Source organism: Rhodoferax sp. P2_H8_2 (assembly GCF_056403235.1).
The window spans coordinates 1-15426 of record NZ_JBFUFW010000009.1 but is presented as its reverse complement, the minus strand read 5'-3'; the positions used below and the strand labels follow the sequence as shown (position 1 = coordinate 15426).

General features: G+C 60.0%; 18 protein-coding genes. 14 read left to right on the top strand and 4 right to left on the bottom strand.

Annotated features, from left to right (window positions below; genetic code table 11):
• The first annotated feature begins 108 nt into the window (after positions 1–108).
• From AC1DV6_RS15030 to AC1DV6_RS14980, 11 genes are all read left to right on the top strand, one after another.
• Positions 109–420 carry an integration host factor subunit beta gene (locus tag AC1DV6_RS15030; protein ID WP_477978760.1) on the top strand — a complete coding sequence of 104 codons (312 nt, stop codon included), beginning with the start codon at positions 109–111 and terminating at the stop codon, positions 418–420.
• A gap of 51 nt (positions 421–471) precedes the next feature.
• Entirely contained in the window at positions 472–771 is a 300-nt protein-coding gene (locus tag AC1DV6_RS15025; RefSeq protein ID WP_477978758.1) for a LapA family protein, read from the top strand.
• Complete coding sequence (gene lapB, locus AC1DV6_RS15020; protein WP_477978756.1) at positions 761–1918, top strand: lipopolysaccharide assembly protein LapB; 1158 nt, start codon at positions 761–763, stop codon at positions 1916–1918. The genes AC1DV6_RS15025 and lapB overlap by 11 nt, the downstream gene beginning before the upstream one ends.
• Positions 1919–1920: 2 nt before the next feature.
• The gene (rfaE1, locus tag AC1DV6_RS15015; protein WP_477978754.1) at positions 1921–2850 is read left to right on the top strand and encodes a D-glycero-beta-D-manno-heptose-7-phosphate kinase; all 930 of its coding nucleotides are present in this window, start codon (positions 1921–1923) and stop codon (positions 2848–2850) included.
• On the top strand, positions 2847–3869 hold the full coding sequence (gene rfaD / locus AC1DV6_RS15010) for an ADP-glyceromanno-heptose 6-epimerase (protein WP_477978752.1): 1023 nt from the start codon (positions 2847–2849) through the stop codon (positions 3867–3869). The genes rfaE1 and rfaD overlap by 4 nt, the downstream gene beginning before the upstream one ends.
• A gap of 23 nt (positions 3870–3892) precedes the next feature.
• Positions 3893–4180, top strand: coding sequence for a ComEA family DNA-binding protein (locus AC1DV6_RS15005; protein ID WP_477978750.1), 288 nt, complete (start codon positions 3893–3895; stop codon positions 4178–4180).
• Positions 4180–4575: a fluoride efflux transporter CrcB gene (gene crcB / locus AC1DV6_RS15000; protein ID WP_477978748.1), complete on the top strand. Its 396-nt coding sequence runs from the start codon at positions 4180–4182 to the stop codon at positions 4573–4575. Before AC1DV6_RS15005 ends, crcB begins: the two co-directional genes overlap by 1 nt.
• A gap of 144 nt (positions 4576–4719) precedes the next feature.
• Positions 4720–5259, top strand: a complete 540-nt coding sequence (locus tag AC1DV6_RS14995; protein ID WP_477978746.1) for a TRAP transporter small permease subunit — start codon at positions 4720–4722, stop codon at positions 5257–5259.
• A 36-nt stretch (positions 5260–5295) separates the two neighbouring features.
• The gene (locus tag AC1DV6_RS14990) at positions 5296–6846 is read left to right on the top strand and encodes a TRAP transporter large permease (protein ID WP_477978744.1); all 1551 of its coding nucleotides are present in this window, start codon (positions 5296–5298) and stop codon (positions 6844–6846) included.
• 97 nt (positions 6847–6943) lie between these two features.
• Entirely contained in the window at positions 6944–7330 is a 387-nt protein-coding gene (locus tag AC1DV6_RS14985) for a hypothetical protein (protein ID WP_477978742.1), read from the top strand.
• Between the two features lie 27 nt (positions 7331–7357).
• A complete protein-coding gene (locus AC1DV6_RS14980; RefSeq protein ID WP_477978740.1) occupies positions 7358–8239 on the top strand; it encodes an EamA family transporter in 882 nt (293 codons plus the stop codon).
• 43 nt (positions 8240–8282) lie between these two features.
• Here the strand turns inward: AC1DV6_RS14980 and AC1DV6_RS14975 are convergent, their stop codons facing one another.
• From AC1DV6_RS14975 to AC1DV6_RS14960, 4 genes are all read right to left on the bottom strand, one after another.
• Entirely contained in the window at positions 8283–9362 is a 1080-nt protein-coding gene (locus AC1DV6_RS14975) for a TRAP transporter substrate-binding protein (RefSeq protein WP_477978738.1), read from the bottom strand.
• A 122-nt stretch (positions 9363–9484) separates the two neighbouring features.
• Positions 9485–11371 (bottom strand): 1-deoxy-D-xylulose-5-phosphate synthase, encoded by a 1887-nt coding sequence (gene dxs / locus AC1DV6_RS14970; protein ID WP_477978736.1) that lies wholly within the window; start codon positions 11369–11371, stop codon positions 9485–9487.
• A 79-nt stretch (positions 11372–11450) separates the two neighbouring features.
• Entirely contained in the window at positions 11451–12389 is a 939-nt protein-coding gene (locus AC1DV6_RS14965) for a polyprenyl synthetase family protein (protein WP_477979062.1), read from the bottom strand.
• A 14-nt stretch (positions 12390–12403) separates the two neighbouring features.
• Positions 12404–12652, bottom strand: a complete 249-nt coding sequence (locus tag AC1DV6_RS14960; RefSeq protein WP_477978734.1) for an exodeoxyribonuclease VII small subunit — start codon at positions 12650–12652, stop codon at positions 12404–12406.
• A 248-nt stretch (positions 12653–12900) separates the two neighbouring features.
• Here AC1DV6_RS14960 and AC1DV6_RS14955 point away from each other — a divergent pair, with 248 nt between their 5' ends.
• The 3 genes from AC1DV6_RS14955 to AC1DV6_RS14945 all read left to right on the top strand — a co-directional run.
• The gene (locus tag AC1DV6_RS14955) at positions 12901–14085 is read left to right on the top strand and encodes an aromatic ring-hydroxylating oxygenase subunit alpha (protein ID WP_477979060.1); all 1185 of its coding nucleotides are present in this window, start codon (positions 12901–12903) and stop codon (positions 14083–14085) included.
• A gap of 61 nt (positions 14086–14146) precedes the next feature.
• Positions 14147–15034 (top strand): DMT family transporter, encoded by an 888-nt coding sequence (locus AC1DV6_RS14950; RefSeq protein ID WP_477978732.1) that lies wholly within the window; start codon positions 14147–14149, stop codon positions 15032–15034.
• A gap of 182 nt (positions 15035–15216) precedes the next feature.
• Positions 15217–15426, top strand: a 210-nt coding sequence (locus AC1DV6_RS14945) for a hypothetical protein (protein ID WP_477978730.1), incomplete at its 3' end; no start/stop codon positions are given.

Sequence of the window (15426 nt, the reverse complement as noted above, 5' to 3'; positions counted from 1 at the left end):
TCTTTAGCTCTGTCCCCAACTGATTAGATTCTGTTCTGATCTAACGACCGGCCGCCCCAAGAGTTCTTTGGGTACCGGTCGTTTTTTCATCTTTGGATTTTTCACACCATGACCCGCTCCGACCTCGTTGAAGAACTGGCCAACCGTTTCAGTCAGCTGACCCATCGCGATGCAGAATTTGCCGTCAAGGCCATTCTGGACGCCATGAACGACGCACTGGTACGTGGACACCGCATCGAGATCCGTGGTTTTGGAAGCTTCTCCATCAACCGTCGCCCGCCCCGCATGGGCCGCAATCCGCGCAGTGGCGAAAGTGTTGCGATCCCCGAAAAACGCGTTCCCCACTTCAAGCCAGGCAAGGCCCTGCGTGAGGCTGTGGACACCCGTACTGCCGAGCTGGTATCCAAGACCAAAACCTGATCTGCAAGATGGGTCTGGAACGGTAGAATCCCCTCGACACCGAGGAGATGAATGAAACAAGTCGCATGGCTCTTTAAGTGGTTACTTAAAGCGGCCATTTTTTTTACCCTGTTCGCGTTTGCCCTGAATAACCAGGGCGATGCCACGGTGCGCTTTTTCTTCGGCCACCAATGGACAGTACCGATGGTGCTGATTGTTCTCACCGCCTTCACGCTGGGTCTGGTGATTGGCATTCTTGGCATGGTGCCACGCTGGTGGCAACACCGCCGAGCCGCCGCACTGGCCCGCCAGATCGCTGCCACGGCCTCTCCTTCTGATAAGAACATTAACCCGGCACCGCATGGACTTTGATCTGACCTGGATACTGCTGGGCCTGCCCATCGCCTTTGTGCTGGGCTGGCTGGCATCGCGCCTGGATTTGCGCCAGTTGCGCATGGAAAACCGCCAAGCGCCCAAGGCTTATTTCAAGGGTCTGAACTTCCTGCTCAACGAACAGCAAGACCAGGCGATTGATGCCTTCATCGAAGCCGTGCAAAGCGACCCGGACACCTCGGAGCTGCATTTCGCTTTGGGCAACCTGTTCCGCCGCCGCGGCGAATACGAGCGCGCCGTGCGCGTGCACCAGCACCTGCTGTCGCGCGGCGATCTGGTGGCGGATGACCTGCACCGTGCGCAACATGCGCTGGCACTGGACTATCTGAAGGCTGGCCTGCTGGATCGCGCCGAGGAAGCGTTGCTGAAGCTGGAAGGCACACGCTTTGAAGCGCAAGCCCGTCTGGCACTGCTCGCCAATTACGAACGTTCGCGCGACTGGGAACATGCTGCAGAGGTCGCTCAAAAGCTGGAGAACAGCGGCCAAGGCAGTTTCAAAGGCCGACTGGCGCATTACCTGTGCGAACAGGCGGCCGCACTGCAAAACGGCGGCGATGTCTCGCAAGCGCAAGCCCTGTACCAACGCGCGATGGCCACTGCGCCCGAAGCGCCACGCCCGCGCATGGCCTGGGCGCAACTGCAGGCCTCGCAGGGTCACACCAAAGAAGCTTGCGCCACGTTGCTGCAGGCACTCAGCGATACACCCGTCGCCATCCCGCTTCTGGCCCCTTTGTTGGCGCAATACGCAATCGCCTGCGGCCAGGAAACCACGGCACTGGAGCGCCTGAAGGCCGTCTACGCCGACACCCATTCGCTGGATGTGTTGGATGCCATCGTCGCGCTGGAAGCGCAAAAACCTGACGCGGCGCTCACCGCACGCGACTGGTATGCGCACCATCTGGAAACCGAACCCTCGCTGGTGGCAGCGAGCAAATGGATCGCCGGTGAAAAGCTGGAGCACGAACAATTCCACCCCCAGGTCCAGCGCGCGCTGGACCATGCCGTCAAGCCGCTGACCCGGTACCGCTGTGCGGCGTGCGGCTTTGAGGCCAAACAACACTTCTGGCAATGTCCCGGCTGCCAGGCGTGGGACAGCTATCCCCCCAAGCGCGTAGAAGAACTATGACAATGAAGATCGAAAAAAGCACGTTGGCGAAATCGCGCGTCCTCGTCGTGGGTGACGCAATGATCGACCGCTACTGGTACGGCGCCGTAGACCGCATCAGCCCCGAAGCACCCGTCCCGGTGGTGCGCATCACGCGTGAAGAAGAACGCATTGGCGGTGCCGCCAACGTGGCCAGCAACGTGGTGTCATTGGGCGCGCAAGCGACCTTGCTGACCGTGGTGGGCGATGACGACGCCAGCCACAAGCTGGAAGCCCTGGTCGCACAGACCGGCATCACGCCCCGATTTGGCCGTGATGCGGCGCTGCAGACCACCGTCAAGCTGCGCATCATCGGTCGCCAGCAGCAGCTGATTCGTCTGGACTTTGAGAACACGCCCAAGAGCGAGGTGTTGGCATCGCAAACCGCCTCGTTTCTGGAGCTGTTGCCGCAGCAACAGGCCATCCTGTTTTCCGATTACGGCAAGGGCGGGCTGGACCACGTCCACCACATGATCGACCATGCGCGCGCTGCAGGCAAACCCGTGCTGATCGACCCCAAGGGCTCGGACTATTCACGCTACGCCGGTGCCACCGTCATCACGCCCAACCGCGCTGAACTGCAACAGGCCGTGGGCGGCTGGCGCGACGAAGACGAGCTGCGCAGCAAGGCGCAAAATCTCCGCAAGCAGCTTCAATTGAGCGCCCTGCTGTTGACCCGCAGTGAAGAAGGCATGACGCTGTACGACGACGAAGGCGAACTCAGCGTCGCTGCGATGGCGCGCGAAGTGTTTGATGTGACCGGTGCAGGTGACACGGTGATTGCCACGATGGCGGCGCTGGTTGGTGCTGGCCTGTCGCTGCGCGAGGCCATGCCGCTAGCCAATCGGGCGGGTGGCATTGTGGTCGGTAAATTTGGTACGGCCACCGTGTCGTACGAGGAGCTATTTGTATGACCCGAGTCGTAGTTACTGGCGCTGCCGGTTTTATTGGCAGCAACATCATCCAGGGCCTGAATGCCCGCGGCATTGACGACATCATTGCCGTCGATGATTTGAAGCAAGGCGACAAGTTTCGCAATCTGGCCGACCTGAGGATTGCGGACTATGTAGACGCCGATACCTTTTACGACGCGTTTGCCGCAGGTAGTTACGGACAGGTGGAAGCCGTGTTCCACGAAGGCGCTTGCAGCGACACGATGGAGCAGGACGGCAAGTACATGATGGCCAACAACTACACGTTGTCGTGGCACTTGTTTCAGGCCTGCCAGAAGCGCGGCGCGCGGTTGCTCTACGCCTCTTCGGCAGCCACCTATGGCGGCTCGGACACCTTCCGGGAAGACCCAGCGTTTGAAGCGCCGCTGAATGTCTACGGTTATTCCAAGCTGCTGTTCGACCAGCGCATGCGCCGCGAATGCGGCGCCAACTTCGAGCGCACCAAGGCCGGCCGCACCAACCAGGTCGTTGGCTTTCGTTACTTCAATGTCTACGGCCCGCGTGAGCAGCACAAGGGGCGCATGGCCAGCGTCGCGTTTCACCAGTACCACCAGTTCCAGGCCGAAGGAAAAGTGAAGCTGTTTGGTGAATACGGTGGCTATCCCGGCGGTGGCCAGATGCGCGACTTCGTGTTCGTCGATGACGTGGTCGCAGTGAACCTGTGGTTCTTTGACCATCCGGCACAAAGCGGCATCTTCAATCTGGGCTCGGGCCGGGCGCAGCCATTCAATGACGTGGCAAGCTCAGTCGTCAATGCGCTGCGTGCCATCAAAGGCGACGCCGCCTTGCCACTGGCCGATGTGGCTGCCAAGGGTCTGGTCGAATACATCCCCTTCCCCGACGCGCTGCGTGGCAAGTACCAGTGCTATACCCAGGCGGACCTGACCGCGCTGCGCGCCACCGGGTGCGACCACGCGTTTGTCGATGTGCAAACCGGCGTGGGCAAATATGTGAACTGGCTGGCCAGCCGCAAGGCTTAAACCCAATCCACCAGGAGTTTGCGATGCTGAAATCACTCGTCATCTGCCTGGCTTTGTGCCTGCCCTTGCTGGCCTGGGCCACCGATGTCAACAAAGCCAACGAAGCGGAGCTGGACAGTGTTAAAGGCCTGGGCCCGGCCAGTACCGCGCGCATTCTGAAGGCGCGTGAAAAAGGTCCGTTCAAAGACTGGGCCGACTTCATGCAACGCGTCAAAGGCATCAAGCCCGCGGTTGCCAAGCGCCTGTCGGACGCCGGGCTGACCGTCAACGGACAAGCCTATGCACAGGATAAGAGCGAGGACAAAAAGTAATGCTTGCCATTGTCGCCATTTGCATTGGTTCGAGCTTGGGTGCACTGGCACGCTGGCAACTCGGGCTTTGGCTCAACCCCAACGTGACGGCGGGCACAGCCCTGCCGATGGGCACGTTGGCGGCCAACCTGATTGGCGGCTATTTGATCGGCATATGCGTCGCCATTTTTCAGGCCATGCCCAATCTGGACCCGGCGTGGAGGCTGGCCATCATCACGGGCTTTCTGGGCGGCTTGACCACTTTCTCCAGCTTCTCGGCAGAAGTGGTCGCTATGCTGGGCCAACAGCGCTATGCGCTGGCACTCGGCACTGCAAGCGTGCACGTATTGGGTTCACTGGTTTTGACCATTGCAGGCATCCGCTCCGCTAGCTTTTTTATAGCTGCTCACGCCTGATTCATGCGCCTTGGAAGCCTATTTGGCACGTAACTTCGCTTGCAAAACCTGAGGTGAAGCTAGGGTAAACACCAAGTCCCTTCGTCAGGTTTTCTACAGTGGATTCAGGCACCATCCACGGGTCGTTCAAACCTTGGAGCTCACGTGTCTGTCCTATTGAAACTTGCATTGGCCATGGACTGGATCAGCCAGAAATTTGGCGTGCTGGCCTCCTGGACAGTGCTATTGGCAGCGCTGATCAGCGCGGGCAATGCCTTTATACGCTACGGCATCGGCTGGAGCTCCAACTCCATGATTGAGATTCAGTGGTACCTGTTCGCCTACATGGTGATGGTGGGCGCACCCCATGTACTCAAGTTGAACGAACACGTCCGTGTTGACCTGATCTACGGAAAACTCAAACGCAACGCCCCGGTCTATGTCGACCTGTTCGGTCTGGTCTTCTTTCTGCTGCCCGTCATTACCCTACTGACCTACTTAAGCTGGGGCTACTTCCTGGGCACCTATAACTCGGGTGAAATGTCACAAAACGCCGGTGGCCTGATTCGATGGCCCGTGACCTTGGCGATGCCGCTGGGCTTTGCGTTGGTCTTGCTGCAAGGCTTGGCCGAAATCATCAAGCGTGTGGCCTACCTGCAAGGCAAGTTCGAGATGGACACCCACTACGAAAAGCCGTTGCAGTAATCGGTCGCAACAACAAGAAAAATACAGGTATCGCGTATGCAAATGGAAAACTTCCCCCCCATCATGTTCGCCGGGCTGGTACTGATCATGCTGATCGGCTTCCCGGTGGCGTTCTCACTGGCCGCACTAGGGCTTGCCAGCGGATTCTTCGCAATTGAAATGGGCTGGTTCCCGGCCGCCTTCATGGGCAATCTGCCGATCTCGCTGTTCTCCATCCTGAACAACGAACTGCTGCTGGCGATTCCGTTCTTCACCTTCATGGGCACGATTCTGGAGAAGTGTGGCCTCGCCGAAGACATGCTGGACTCGATGGGCCAACTGTTCGGCCCGGTGCGTGGCGGTGTGGGCTACTCGGTCATCATTGTCGGCTTCATCCTCGGTGCTATCACCGGCACCGTCGCAGGCCAGGTCATTGCGATGGCTCTGATCTCACTGCCGGTGATGATGAAATACAACTACAACATGCGCTACGCCACGGGCGTGTTGGCAGCCTCCGGCACCATCACCCAACTGGTGCCGCCCTCGCTGGTGCTGGTGGTACTGGCCGACCAGATGGGCCAGCCCGTGGGTGATATGTACAAGGGCGCGTGGGGTCCTTCCATCCTGCAAGTGCTGATGTTTGCCGCGTACACGTTCGCACTGAGCCGCATCAAGCCCGATCACCTGCCGGGTATCCCGGTCACCGACCGGACGCTGGATGGCTGGGCGCTGTGGAAGAAGTGCCTGCGCGGCATCATTCCTTCCGCGGTGTTGATCTTCACCGTGCTGGGCTCCATGGGCGGCCTGCCGTTTCAGAACACCGCTATCGCCACACCCACTGAAGCGGGCGCGATGGGCGTGGTTGGCGCGCTGATTTTGGCGGCGATGTCTCGCCGCCTGACCAAGGCTCTGATCTGGGAAGCGATGTCCGGCACGATGCGCATCACCGCCATGGTGGTCTTCATCCTGATTGGCTCGCGCGTATTCAGCCAGGTATTCCAGGGCGTGGACGGCGCCAAGTGGGTCGAGCATCTGTTGACCGGCTTGCCAGGCGGCCAGATCGGCTTTCTGATCGTCGTAAACCTGTTTGTGTTCTTCCTCGCGTTCTTTCTGGACTTCTTCGAGATAGCATTCATCATCGTGCCCATGCTGGCCCCGGTGGCCGAGAAAATGGGCATCAACCTGATCTGGTTTGGCGTGCTGCTGTGCGTCAACCTGCAAACCAGCTTCATGCATCCGCCGTTCGGTTTTGCACTGTTCTATCTGCGCGGGATTGCAGACTCGCTGTGGAAGGACAAGCGCATCCCGGTGCCCGTCAAGTCCAATGACATCTACATGGGCGCCATTCCCTGGGTGATCATGCAGGTCATTCTGGTATTGGTCGTCATTTTTGTACCGCAATCGGTCACCATGTTTCTGGACGAAAAAGTGGAAGTAGATCTGGACAAGGTCAAGATCGAAATGCCCACCGAAGAAGCTCCGCCCGCGGTTGAACTGAAGCCCGGCGAATTGCCAGCACAGCAACCCGATGCCGCCGCCAGCAGCGCCGCCTCTGACAAAGCTGCAGACGACGAGCAGAAAAAAATTGACGACCTCTTCAAGAAGTAGCGCCGACGCTGCTGCTTTGCCCCAGCCCGTTGCAACGGGATTCAGGCCCCAGCAGCCTCTGCTCGAGTGCGCTTCGTTCTCGGCCAGTTTCAAATTTTTGGCCGTTGCCATCGTGACGCTGGCCGCGCTGTGGGCCTGGCAAATGTGGTCGCAAGGCGTGTTGCAGGCAAACCTGCAATCCAGCGGTTGGATCGTCGCGGCATTGGCCATGATGTTCTTCACCGAGTGGCACATCCTGCGCGGCAAGACACGACTCACTGCGGACACACTGGAGCAAAGCTGGGTGTGGCGCAAACGTGTAGCGCTGAATGAACTGGCCTATGCCAAATTGGTCCGTGTCCCCGGCCTGGACTGGCTGATTGCGCCGCGCCTGTACACCAAGACCTTTGGCAACAAGCTGGCCGTGCTCTACGTGACCGGCCCGGCCATGCTCGCGGAAATGCAGCGACTCGAACAGCATGTGCAAGCCGCACAGCGCCGGTAATCGGCAGTCAATCGGCACAATCAACCCATGCGATCCACTCTCTCACTTCGCCACTTCCTGCTGGCCTTGGCGGTGGTCGCCGTCTGGGGCACCAACTTCGTCGTTATCAAGATCGCCTTGGGCCATCTCCCGCCCTTGCTGTTTGCGGCGCTGCGCTTCACGTTCGCGCTGTTGCCGGCGATGTTCTTCCTGCCCAAACCCAATGTGCGCATCGGCAATCTCGCGGCCTATGGCTTGCTGATTGGTATGGGCCAGTTCGGCCTGTTGTACGTGGCCATGAACGGCCATATCTCTCCCGGCATCGCATCGCTGGTGATTCAGGTCCAGGTGTTTTTCACCATCGGTTTGTCAATGCGGCTGAACGGCGAGCGTGTGCAGATGTTCCAGTGGTTTGCGCTCTTGATGGCGACCGCAGGCATCGCCACCATTGGCCTGCATACGGATGGCACCACCACCGTACTGGGCTTGGCTTTGATACTGTTGGCCGCGATGTCCTGGGCGGGCGGCAATATCGCCTCCAAACAGGGCGCACCTTCCAACATGCTGGCTTACGTGGTCTGGTCCAGCGCATTTGCCGTGCCACCGCTTTTCGCACTGTCCTTCATGATGGAAGGCTGGGACAGCATCTCTCATGGCGTACAAAACGCCGATCTGGCAACCTGGGCCGCAGTCGCATGGCAAGGTTGGGGTAACACACTGTTTGGCTACGCCGCTTGGGGTTGGCTGCTGGCACGCCACCCTGCCGCCACGATCACACCGATGGCCCTGCTGGTGCCTGTGTTCGGCATGGGTGCCTCCGCGTGGTTCCTGCACGAGTCGCTTCCGTCCTGGAAGATCATTGCCGCTGCACTGGTGATGAGCGGGCTGGCGATCAATCTGCTCTGGCCGAAGTTTCGACAGCAGACATAAAAAAACCGCGCTACACGAGCGCGGTTTTTTGTTTTCAACCAGATCAGAGCTTCTGGTCTTGCATGAACTTGTCGAACGTCGCTTCAGTGAAGCGGAACCACAGGTTGGAATCAGCGCGGAACTTGGAGTAGTCGGCGTAGATTTTCTTCCAGTCTTCGTTCTTTGCGTTGAGCTCGCTGTACAGCGCCATCGCTTCCTTGAACGCTTCCAGCATGATTTCCTTGGGGAACTGGCGCAGCTTGGTGCCCGAGCCCACCAGCTGCTTCAGCGCGGCGGGGTTCTTGGCATCGTACTTGGCCTGCATGTCGGTGTGTGCGTAGGCCGCAGCGTTTTCGACAATCGCCTTGTTCTCGGCCGACAGTGCGTCGTAGGCCTTCTGGTTGATGAACAGGTCCAGCTGAGGACCGCCTTCCCACCAGCCGGGGTAGTAGTAGTACGGCGCAACCTTGTTGAAGCCCAGCTTCTGGTCATCGTACGGTCCGATCCATTCGGCCGCATCAATCGTGCCCTTTTCCAGCGCAGTATAGATTTCGCCACCGGGGATGTTTTGTGGAATCACGCCCAGACGTTCAATCGCCTTGCCGGGGAAGCCACCGGTGCGGAACTTCAGACCCTTCAAGTCAGCCACGGTCTTGATTTCCTTGCGGAACCAGCCGCCCATTTGTGCGCCTGTGTTGCCCATCGGGAAATTGATGATGCTGTACTTGGCATAGAACTCGCGCATCAGCGTCAGGCCATTGCCCTGGTACATCCATGCGGTCATCTGGCGGCTGTTCAGGCCGAAGGGGATTGCGCAGCCCAAAGCAAAGGCTTCGTTCTTGCCAAAGAAGTAATACGGCGCCGTGTGGCAGCACTCCAATGAGCCCTGCTGCACCGCGTCGACCACGCCAAAGGCGGGGGCGATTTCACCGGCTGCATGCACCGAGATTTCGAACTTGCCGCCCGACATTTCCTTGACGTGCTTGGCGAAGATTTCGGCCGTGCCAAAAATGGTATCCAGCGCCTTCGGGAAGCTGGAGGCCAGGCGCCAGCGGACTGCTGCCTGCGCGTGTACCGCGGGTGCCGCACCTGCGGCCAGTACGCCAGCAATGCCTGCGTTTTTAAGTATTGAACGACGATCCATGCGATGTTCTCCGGTTGTGTTGCGTCACCCGGAATTGTAGGAACACACGCTCGCGAAACGCTGCGGGTTTACCCCGGGGATCAGCGTAAGCTATCTGAAAGGCAAGAGCCTGCTTGTGGGTATTAAGCCGCGCGCGCCATCGGCTGCAACAGCGCAGCAAACCGCTTGCGAATCGACTGCTGTATGCCTGCGGCATCCAGCCCCTGCAGGGCCAGCAACTTGGCCGGGTCACCATGCTCGATAAACGTGTCGGGCAAGCCCAGTTGCAGTACTGGCAGCGATACATCGGCCGCATGCAGCGCTTCCAGCACCGCACTGCCTGCACCGCCCATCACCGCGCCTTCTTCCAGCGTGACGATGGCTTTATGGCTGCGCGCCACTTGCAGCAGCATCTCGGTATCCAGTGGCTTGGCCCAGCGCATGTTGACCACGGTCGCATTCAAGGCCTCTGCCGCTTGCAGCGCCGGGTACAGCAATGTGCCGAAGGCCAAAATCGCAATGCCTGTGCCTTGGCGGCGCAGCTCGGCTTTGCCGAACGGCAGTGGCTCCAGCCCCGGCTGGGTCGCCACACCGGCACCCGCGCCGCGCGGATAGCGCACGGCCACCGGGTGGTCTTGCTCAAACGCGCTGCTGAGCAACTGGCGGCATTCGTTTTCATCGGCCGGGCACGCCACGCTGATGTTCGGGATGCAGCGCAGATAGGGGATGTCGTACGCACCAGCGTGGGTCGCGCCATCGGCACCCACCAGGCCCGCGCGATCCAATGCAAACACCACCGGCAGGTTCTGGATCGCCACGTCGTGGATCAACTGGTCATACGCGCGCTGCAGAAAGGTGGAGTAGATCGCCACCACCGGCTTCAAGCCTTCGGTCGCCAAACCACCAGCAAAGGTAACCGCGTGCTGTTCGGCAATGCCCACGTCGAAATAACGGTCGGGAAACTTTTGTTCAAACTCGACCATGCCCGAGCCTTCGCGCATCGCCGGCGTGATGCCAACCAGGCGCGTGTCCTGCTCGGCCATATCACACAGCCATTGACCAAACACTTGCGTGAACGTCTGTTTGGTGGGCGCACTGGACTTGACCAAACCGACCGCCGGGTCGAACTTGCCGGGGCCGTGGTAGGCCACCGGGTCGGCCTCGGCCAGCTTGTAGCCCTGGCCTTTTTTGGTGACCACGTGCAGGAACTGCGGACCCTTGAGGTTCTTGATGTTTTCCAGTGTGGGGATCAGCGAATCCAGATCATGTCCATCGATGGGGCCGATGTAGTTGAAGCCGAATTGCTCGAACAGCGTGGCGGGCACGACCATGCCCTTGGCATGCTCCTCGATGCGCTTGGCCAGCTCGAACAGCGGCGGCGCGCCCTTGAGCACGGTCTTGCTGACGCTCTTGGCAGCGGCGTAAAACTTGCCGCTCATCAATTGCGCCAGATACCGGTTCAGCGCACCTACGGGCGGGCTGATGCTCATGTCGTTGTCGTTCAGGATCACCAGCAGCTTGCAGTCTTCGACGCCGGCATTGTTCAGCGCCTCAAACGCCATGCCCGCCGTCAGCGCGCCGTCACCAATGATGGCCACAGAATGGTTGTCTTTGCCCTGAATGCGCGCGGCCAATGCCATGCCCAGCGCGGCGGAGATCGACGTGCTGGAGTGCGCGGTGCCAAAGGTATCGAACTCGCTCTCGGCGCGCTGCGGAAAGCCGGACAGGCCGCCGAGCTGGCGCAGCGTGTGCATACGGTCGCGTCGGCCGGTCAGGATCTTGTGCGGATAGGTCTGGTGACCTACGTCCCACACCAAACGATCGTCGGGCGTGTTGAACACATAGTGCAGCGCCAGCGTCAGCTCTACCGTGCCCAGATTCGAGCTCAGGTGGCCGCCGGTTTTGGAGACGCTGTCCAACAGGTAGCCACGCAACTCGTCGGCCAGCGCATGCAGATCCGCACGCGGCACCTGGCGCAGGTCTTCGGGCGCGTTGATGGTTTGCAACAGAGGGTACGGGGTATTGGACATGCTATTAATTTGGTAGCTGCTTACGCATGTTTTATGCGGTCTAGAGGCCTATTTATTGAATAATTTGATGGGATGTCGATCAGCTGGCGCGGTTGACTACCATATCGGCCAGTGCGCGCAAAGCGTGGGCATTTTTCAATGTGGGGCAATCCAGTGCATGCAACGCCTGTTGCAGCAGTTCCTGCGCATAAGCGCGACTGCGCTCCAGACCCAGCAGCGACACGTAGGTCGGCTTGTCGTTCTCTGCGTCTTTGCCCGCGGTCTTGCCCAGTGTGGCGGAGTCGGCGGTGACATCCAGAATATCGTCCACCACCTGAAATGCCAGACCAATCGCGGCGCCGTACGTGTTCAGCGATGCGAGCGCTTCGGCGCTGGGATGCGCGCAGTGCGCACCCATCACCACGCTGCCCTGCAACAGCGCACCGGTCTTCAGCTCATGCATCTCACGCAACTGGCTTTCGTTCAACGGCAAGCCTACGCTGGCCAGGTCAATCGCCTGTCCGCCCGCCATGCCGGCGCTGCCCGCCGCGCGCGCCAGCAGGCTGCACAGGCGCGCCTGCGTGGCCAGCTCGACCGAGTCATCAACGGGCGTCAGCAACTCAAACGCCAGCGCCTGCAAGGCGTCACCCGCCAACAGTGCGCCGGCTTCACCAAATTTCACATGCACGGTGGGCTTGCCGCGGCGCAGCACATCGTTGTCCATGCAGGGCATGTCATCGTGTACCAACGAGTAGGCGTGGATCAGTTCTACGGCACAAGCCGCCCTCAGTGCAGCGGCATCACCTGCCGAACCGGCAGACAACGCTTCGTGCGCGGCCAGCACCAGCAAGGGCCGCAGACGTTTGCCGCCGTCCAGCACGGCGTAGCGCATTGCTTCCACCAACTCTGCGGGTGCGCCATGTTCACCGCCCTGTGGGGTGTCCGCCGTGACCCACTGCTCCAGCGCGCGTTCGACGCGCGCCAGTTGTGCCTTGCTCCATGAGGCTAAGTCAAACACGTCGGGCCGTTCGGCCAGCATTGCCGTACTGCTACTCACGAGGCTTTCCAGGGTTTGAGTACGCCATCGTCCAACACCTTGATCTGGTCTTCCACAGCCTGCAGCTTGCCGCGGCAAAACTCCAAGAGCGCCGCGCCGCGTTGGTAACCCGACAGTAACTGCTCCAGTGGCATCTCGCCGGACTCCAGCTTGGCGACCAGGGATTCCAGCTCTTGCATGCCAGCTTCAAAGCTGGCCGGGTCTGCTTGGGCAGAGGTGGGGGATGCGGGAGAAGCCTTGGGCATGCGTATTGAGTTTTCGAAAATAGGGCGCGAGAAAGCGCAATCCGGTGATTTTAGGCCTTGAAAGCCCTTAGTTTGTGCGCCCAGCGTCGGGCTGCGGCTACAATCCACAGCCCCGGCAGCTCTCAAGGTAGCTGCCCTCTAAGCCCCCGCATCGGGGGTTTTTTGCATCCTTAAGGACCGAGATTGTGCAAAATCTGCGCGAAAACAGCTTCCCGCAAGAGTGGAAGCAGCCCGCAAACGTAGTAACCATGCGGGCTCCGGCGAAAGTTCATTCGACTCAGCCACAACTACCCGTATCCAGCTATTTCGACCCGGCGCTCTATGCGCTCGAAATGCAGCGCATTTTTCAGCACGGCCCCCGCTACGTGGGCCATTCGCTGGCCGTTCCCAATGTCGGGGACTACTACGCCCTGCCCCAGGAAAAAGAAGGCCGCGCGCTGGTGCGTAACGCCGGTGGTGTGGAGCTGATCTCCAACGTCTGCCGCCACCGCCAGGCCGTGATGCTCAAGGGCCGCGGTTCGCTGACGCACAACGACAAAGGTATCCCCAGCGGTACAGGCGGCAACATCGTGTGCCCGCTGCACCGCTGGACCTACAGCGGCGCGCACGCAGGTGACAACGGAACCCAGAGCGGCACGCTGATCGGCGCACCCCATTTCGCCCAAGACCCCTGCCTGAACCTGAACAACTACAAGCTGCAGGAATGGAACGGCCTGCTGTTCGAATCCAACGGCATCGACGTTGCCAGCCAGCTAGCCAATATGGGCCCGCGCGCCGACCTGAGCTTTGACGGCTATGTGCTGGACCGCGTGGAAATGCATGAGTGCAACTACAACTGGAAGACCTTCATCGAGGTCTATCTGGAGGACTACCACGTAGGTCCGTTCCACCCGGGCCTGGGCCAGTTCGTCAGCTGCGAAGACCTGCGCTGGGAGTTCAAGGACCACTACTCGGTGCAAACCGTGGGCGTGGCCAACCGCCTCGGCAAGGCCGACGCCTCCGGCGGCTCACCGACCTACGAGCGCTGGCAAAAGGCGTTGCTGAACTACACCGGCGGCGTGCCGCCCAAGTTTGGCGCGATCTGGCTGACCTACTACCCGCACATCATGGTCGAGTGGTACCCGCATGTGCTGACCGTCTCCACGCTGCACCCAATGGGACCGAACAAGACCATGAACATGGTCGAGTTCTACTACCCCGAAGAGATCGCCGCATTCGAGCGCGAGTTTGTCGAAGCCCAGCAGGCGGCCTACATGGAAACCTGCATCGAAGACGACGAAATCGCCGAGCGCATGGATGCCGGCCGCGCCGCACTGTTTGCGCGCGGCGACAACGAAACCGGCCCTTATCAAAGCCCGATGGAAGACGGCATGCAGCACTTCCACGAGTGGTACCGCCGCCAGGTCGGACCGCAGTCGTTGGCGTCGCTATAGTTTCAGTAGCTGCTTACGCACATTCCACGCGCCTTTCAGGCACTTTTTCCTCCTAAAAATCATGCAAGCCTTGTGGATGGTGTTGGCTTCGTTCTGGTTTGCCTTGATGGCCGTGGGCATCAAGTTCGCGTCCGCCAGCTTTGGCACGATGGAGCTGGTGTTCTACCGCGGCATCGTCAGCGTGATCTTTATGGCCATCGTCGTGCGCGCACGCGGCGCCAGCCTGCGCACGCCGGTACCGATGATGCATGTCTGGCGCAGTTTCATCGGCGTCGTGTCGCTCAGCTCCTGGTTCTACGCCATCGCGCACTTGCCGCTGGCCACTGCAATGACGCTGAACTACATGAGTGGCGTCTGGGTTGCCGCCTTTGTCGTCGGTGGCGCGTTGCTCTACGGAAAACAGCAACCGCAAGGCGCGCTCTTGGGCACGGTGTTCATGGGCTTCACCGGCGTGGTGATGACCTTGCAACCCACCATCGACCAGAACCAGTTGTTCGCCGGTGTCGTAGGCCTGCTCTCCGGCATGGGCGCTGCGCTCGCGTACATGCAGGTCACCGCACTAGGCAGAGTCGGCGAGCCCGAAGAGCGCACAGTGTTCTATTTCTCGGTGGGCAGTGCCGTAGTCGGCGCCGTCGGCATGTTGACCACCCAATTCACGCCTTGGTCTGCAGTCCGCTGGCAAGACGCCGCTTGGGTCATCCCGATTGGCATCCTCGCGTCGCTAGGCCAATGGTGCATGACCCGCGCCTACAGCCAGGGCGCAACGCTGGTGGTGGCCAGCATGCAGTACGCGGGCATCGTGTTTGCCGTGGGGTTCAGCCTGGTGCTGTTCGGCGACCACATCGCGCCCATGGGCTGGGCCGGTATCGCCGTCATCGTGACCAGCGGGATTTTGGCGACCGTGTTGCGGTCACGGGCGCTGCCGGATACGCCGGCGGAAGAGCATTGAGCTAACTTTCTGCGAGATTGATGCAATTCGCGGGGACCGGATTCGAGACAAAGCTGTCTAGCGGTTGCTCCGGCGGATAGCCCCTGAGCTGACATCAAAGTGCGAGTATCAGACGGACGGCTTTACTGACACGTTCGTTCAGTGATTTGGTACTTACGCAAAGTTTTTCTATAAGTGCCATCTTGAGAGACCTGATCAAAGGCGCGGCGCCACTGGGCAATCTCAGCATCGGGCATTGCCAGATTCCCTGCAAGCCAAATACCACGCGAGTAGATTGGTTTACCTATACTGAATTCGCTGGGCTTCAATCCCGCTTGAGTCAGTTCGTAGACACTGATTTCTTGCGTCCCGAAAATGACGTCAATCCTTGCGTCCCGAAAATGACGTCAATC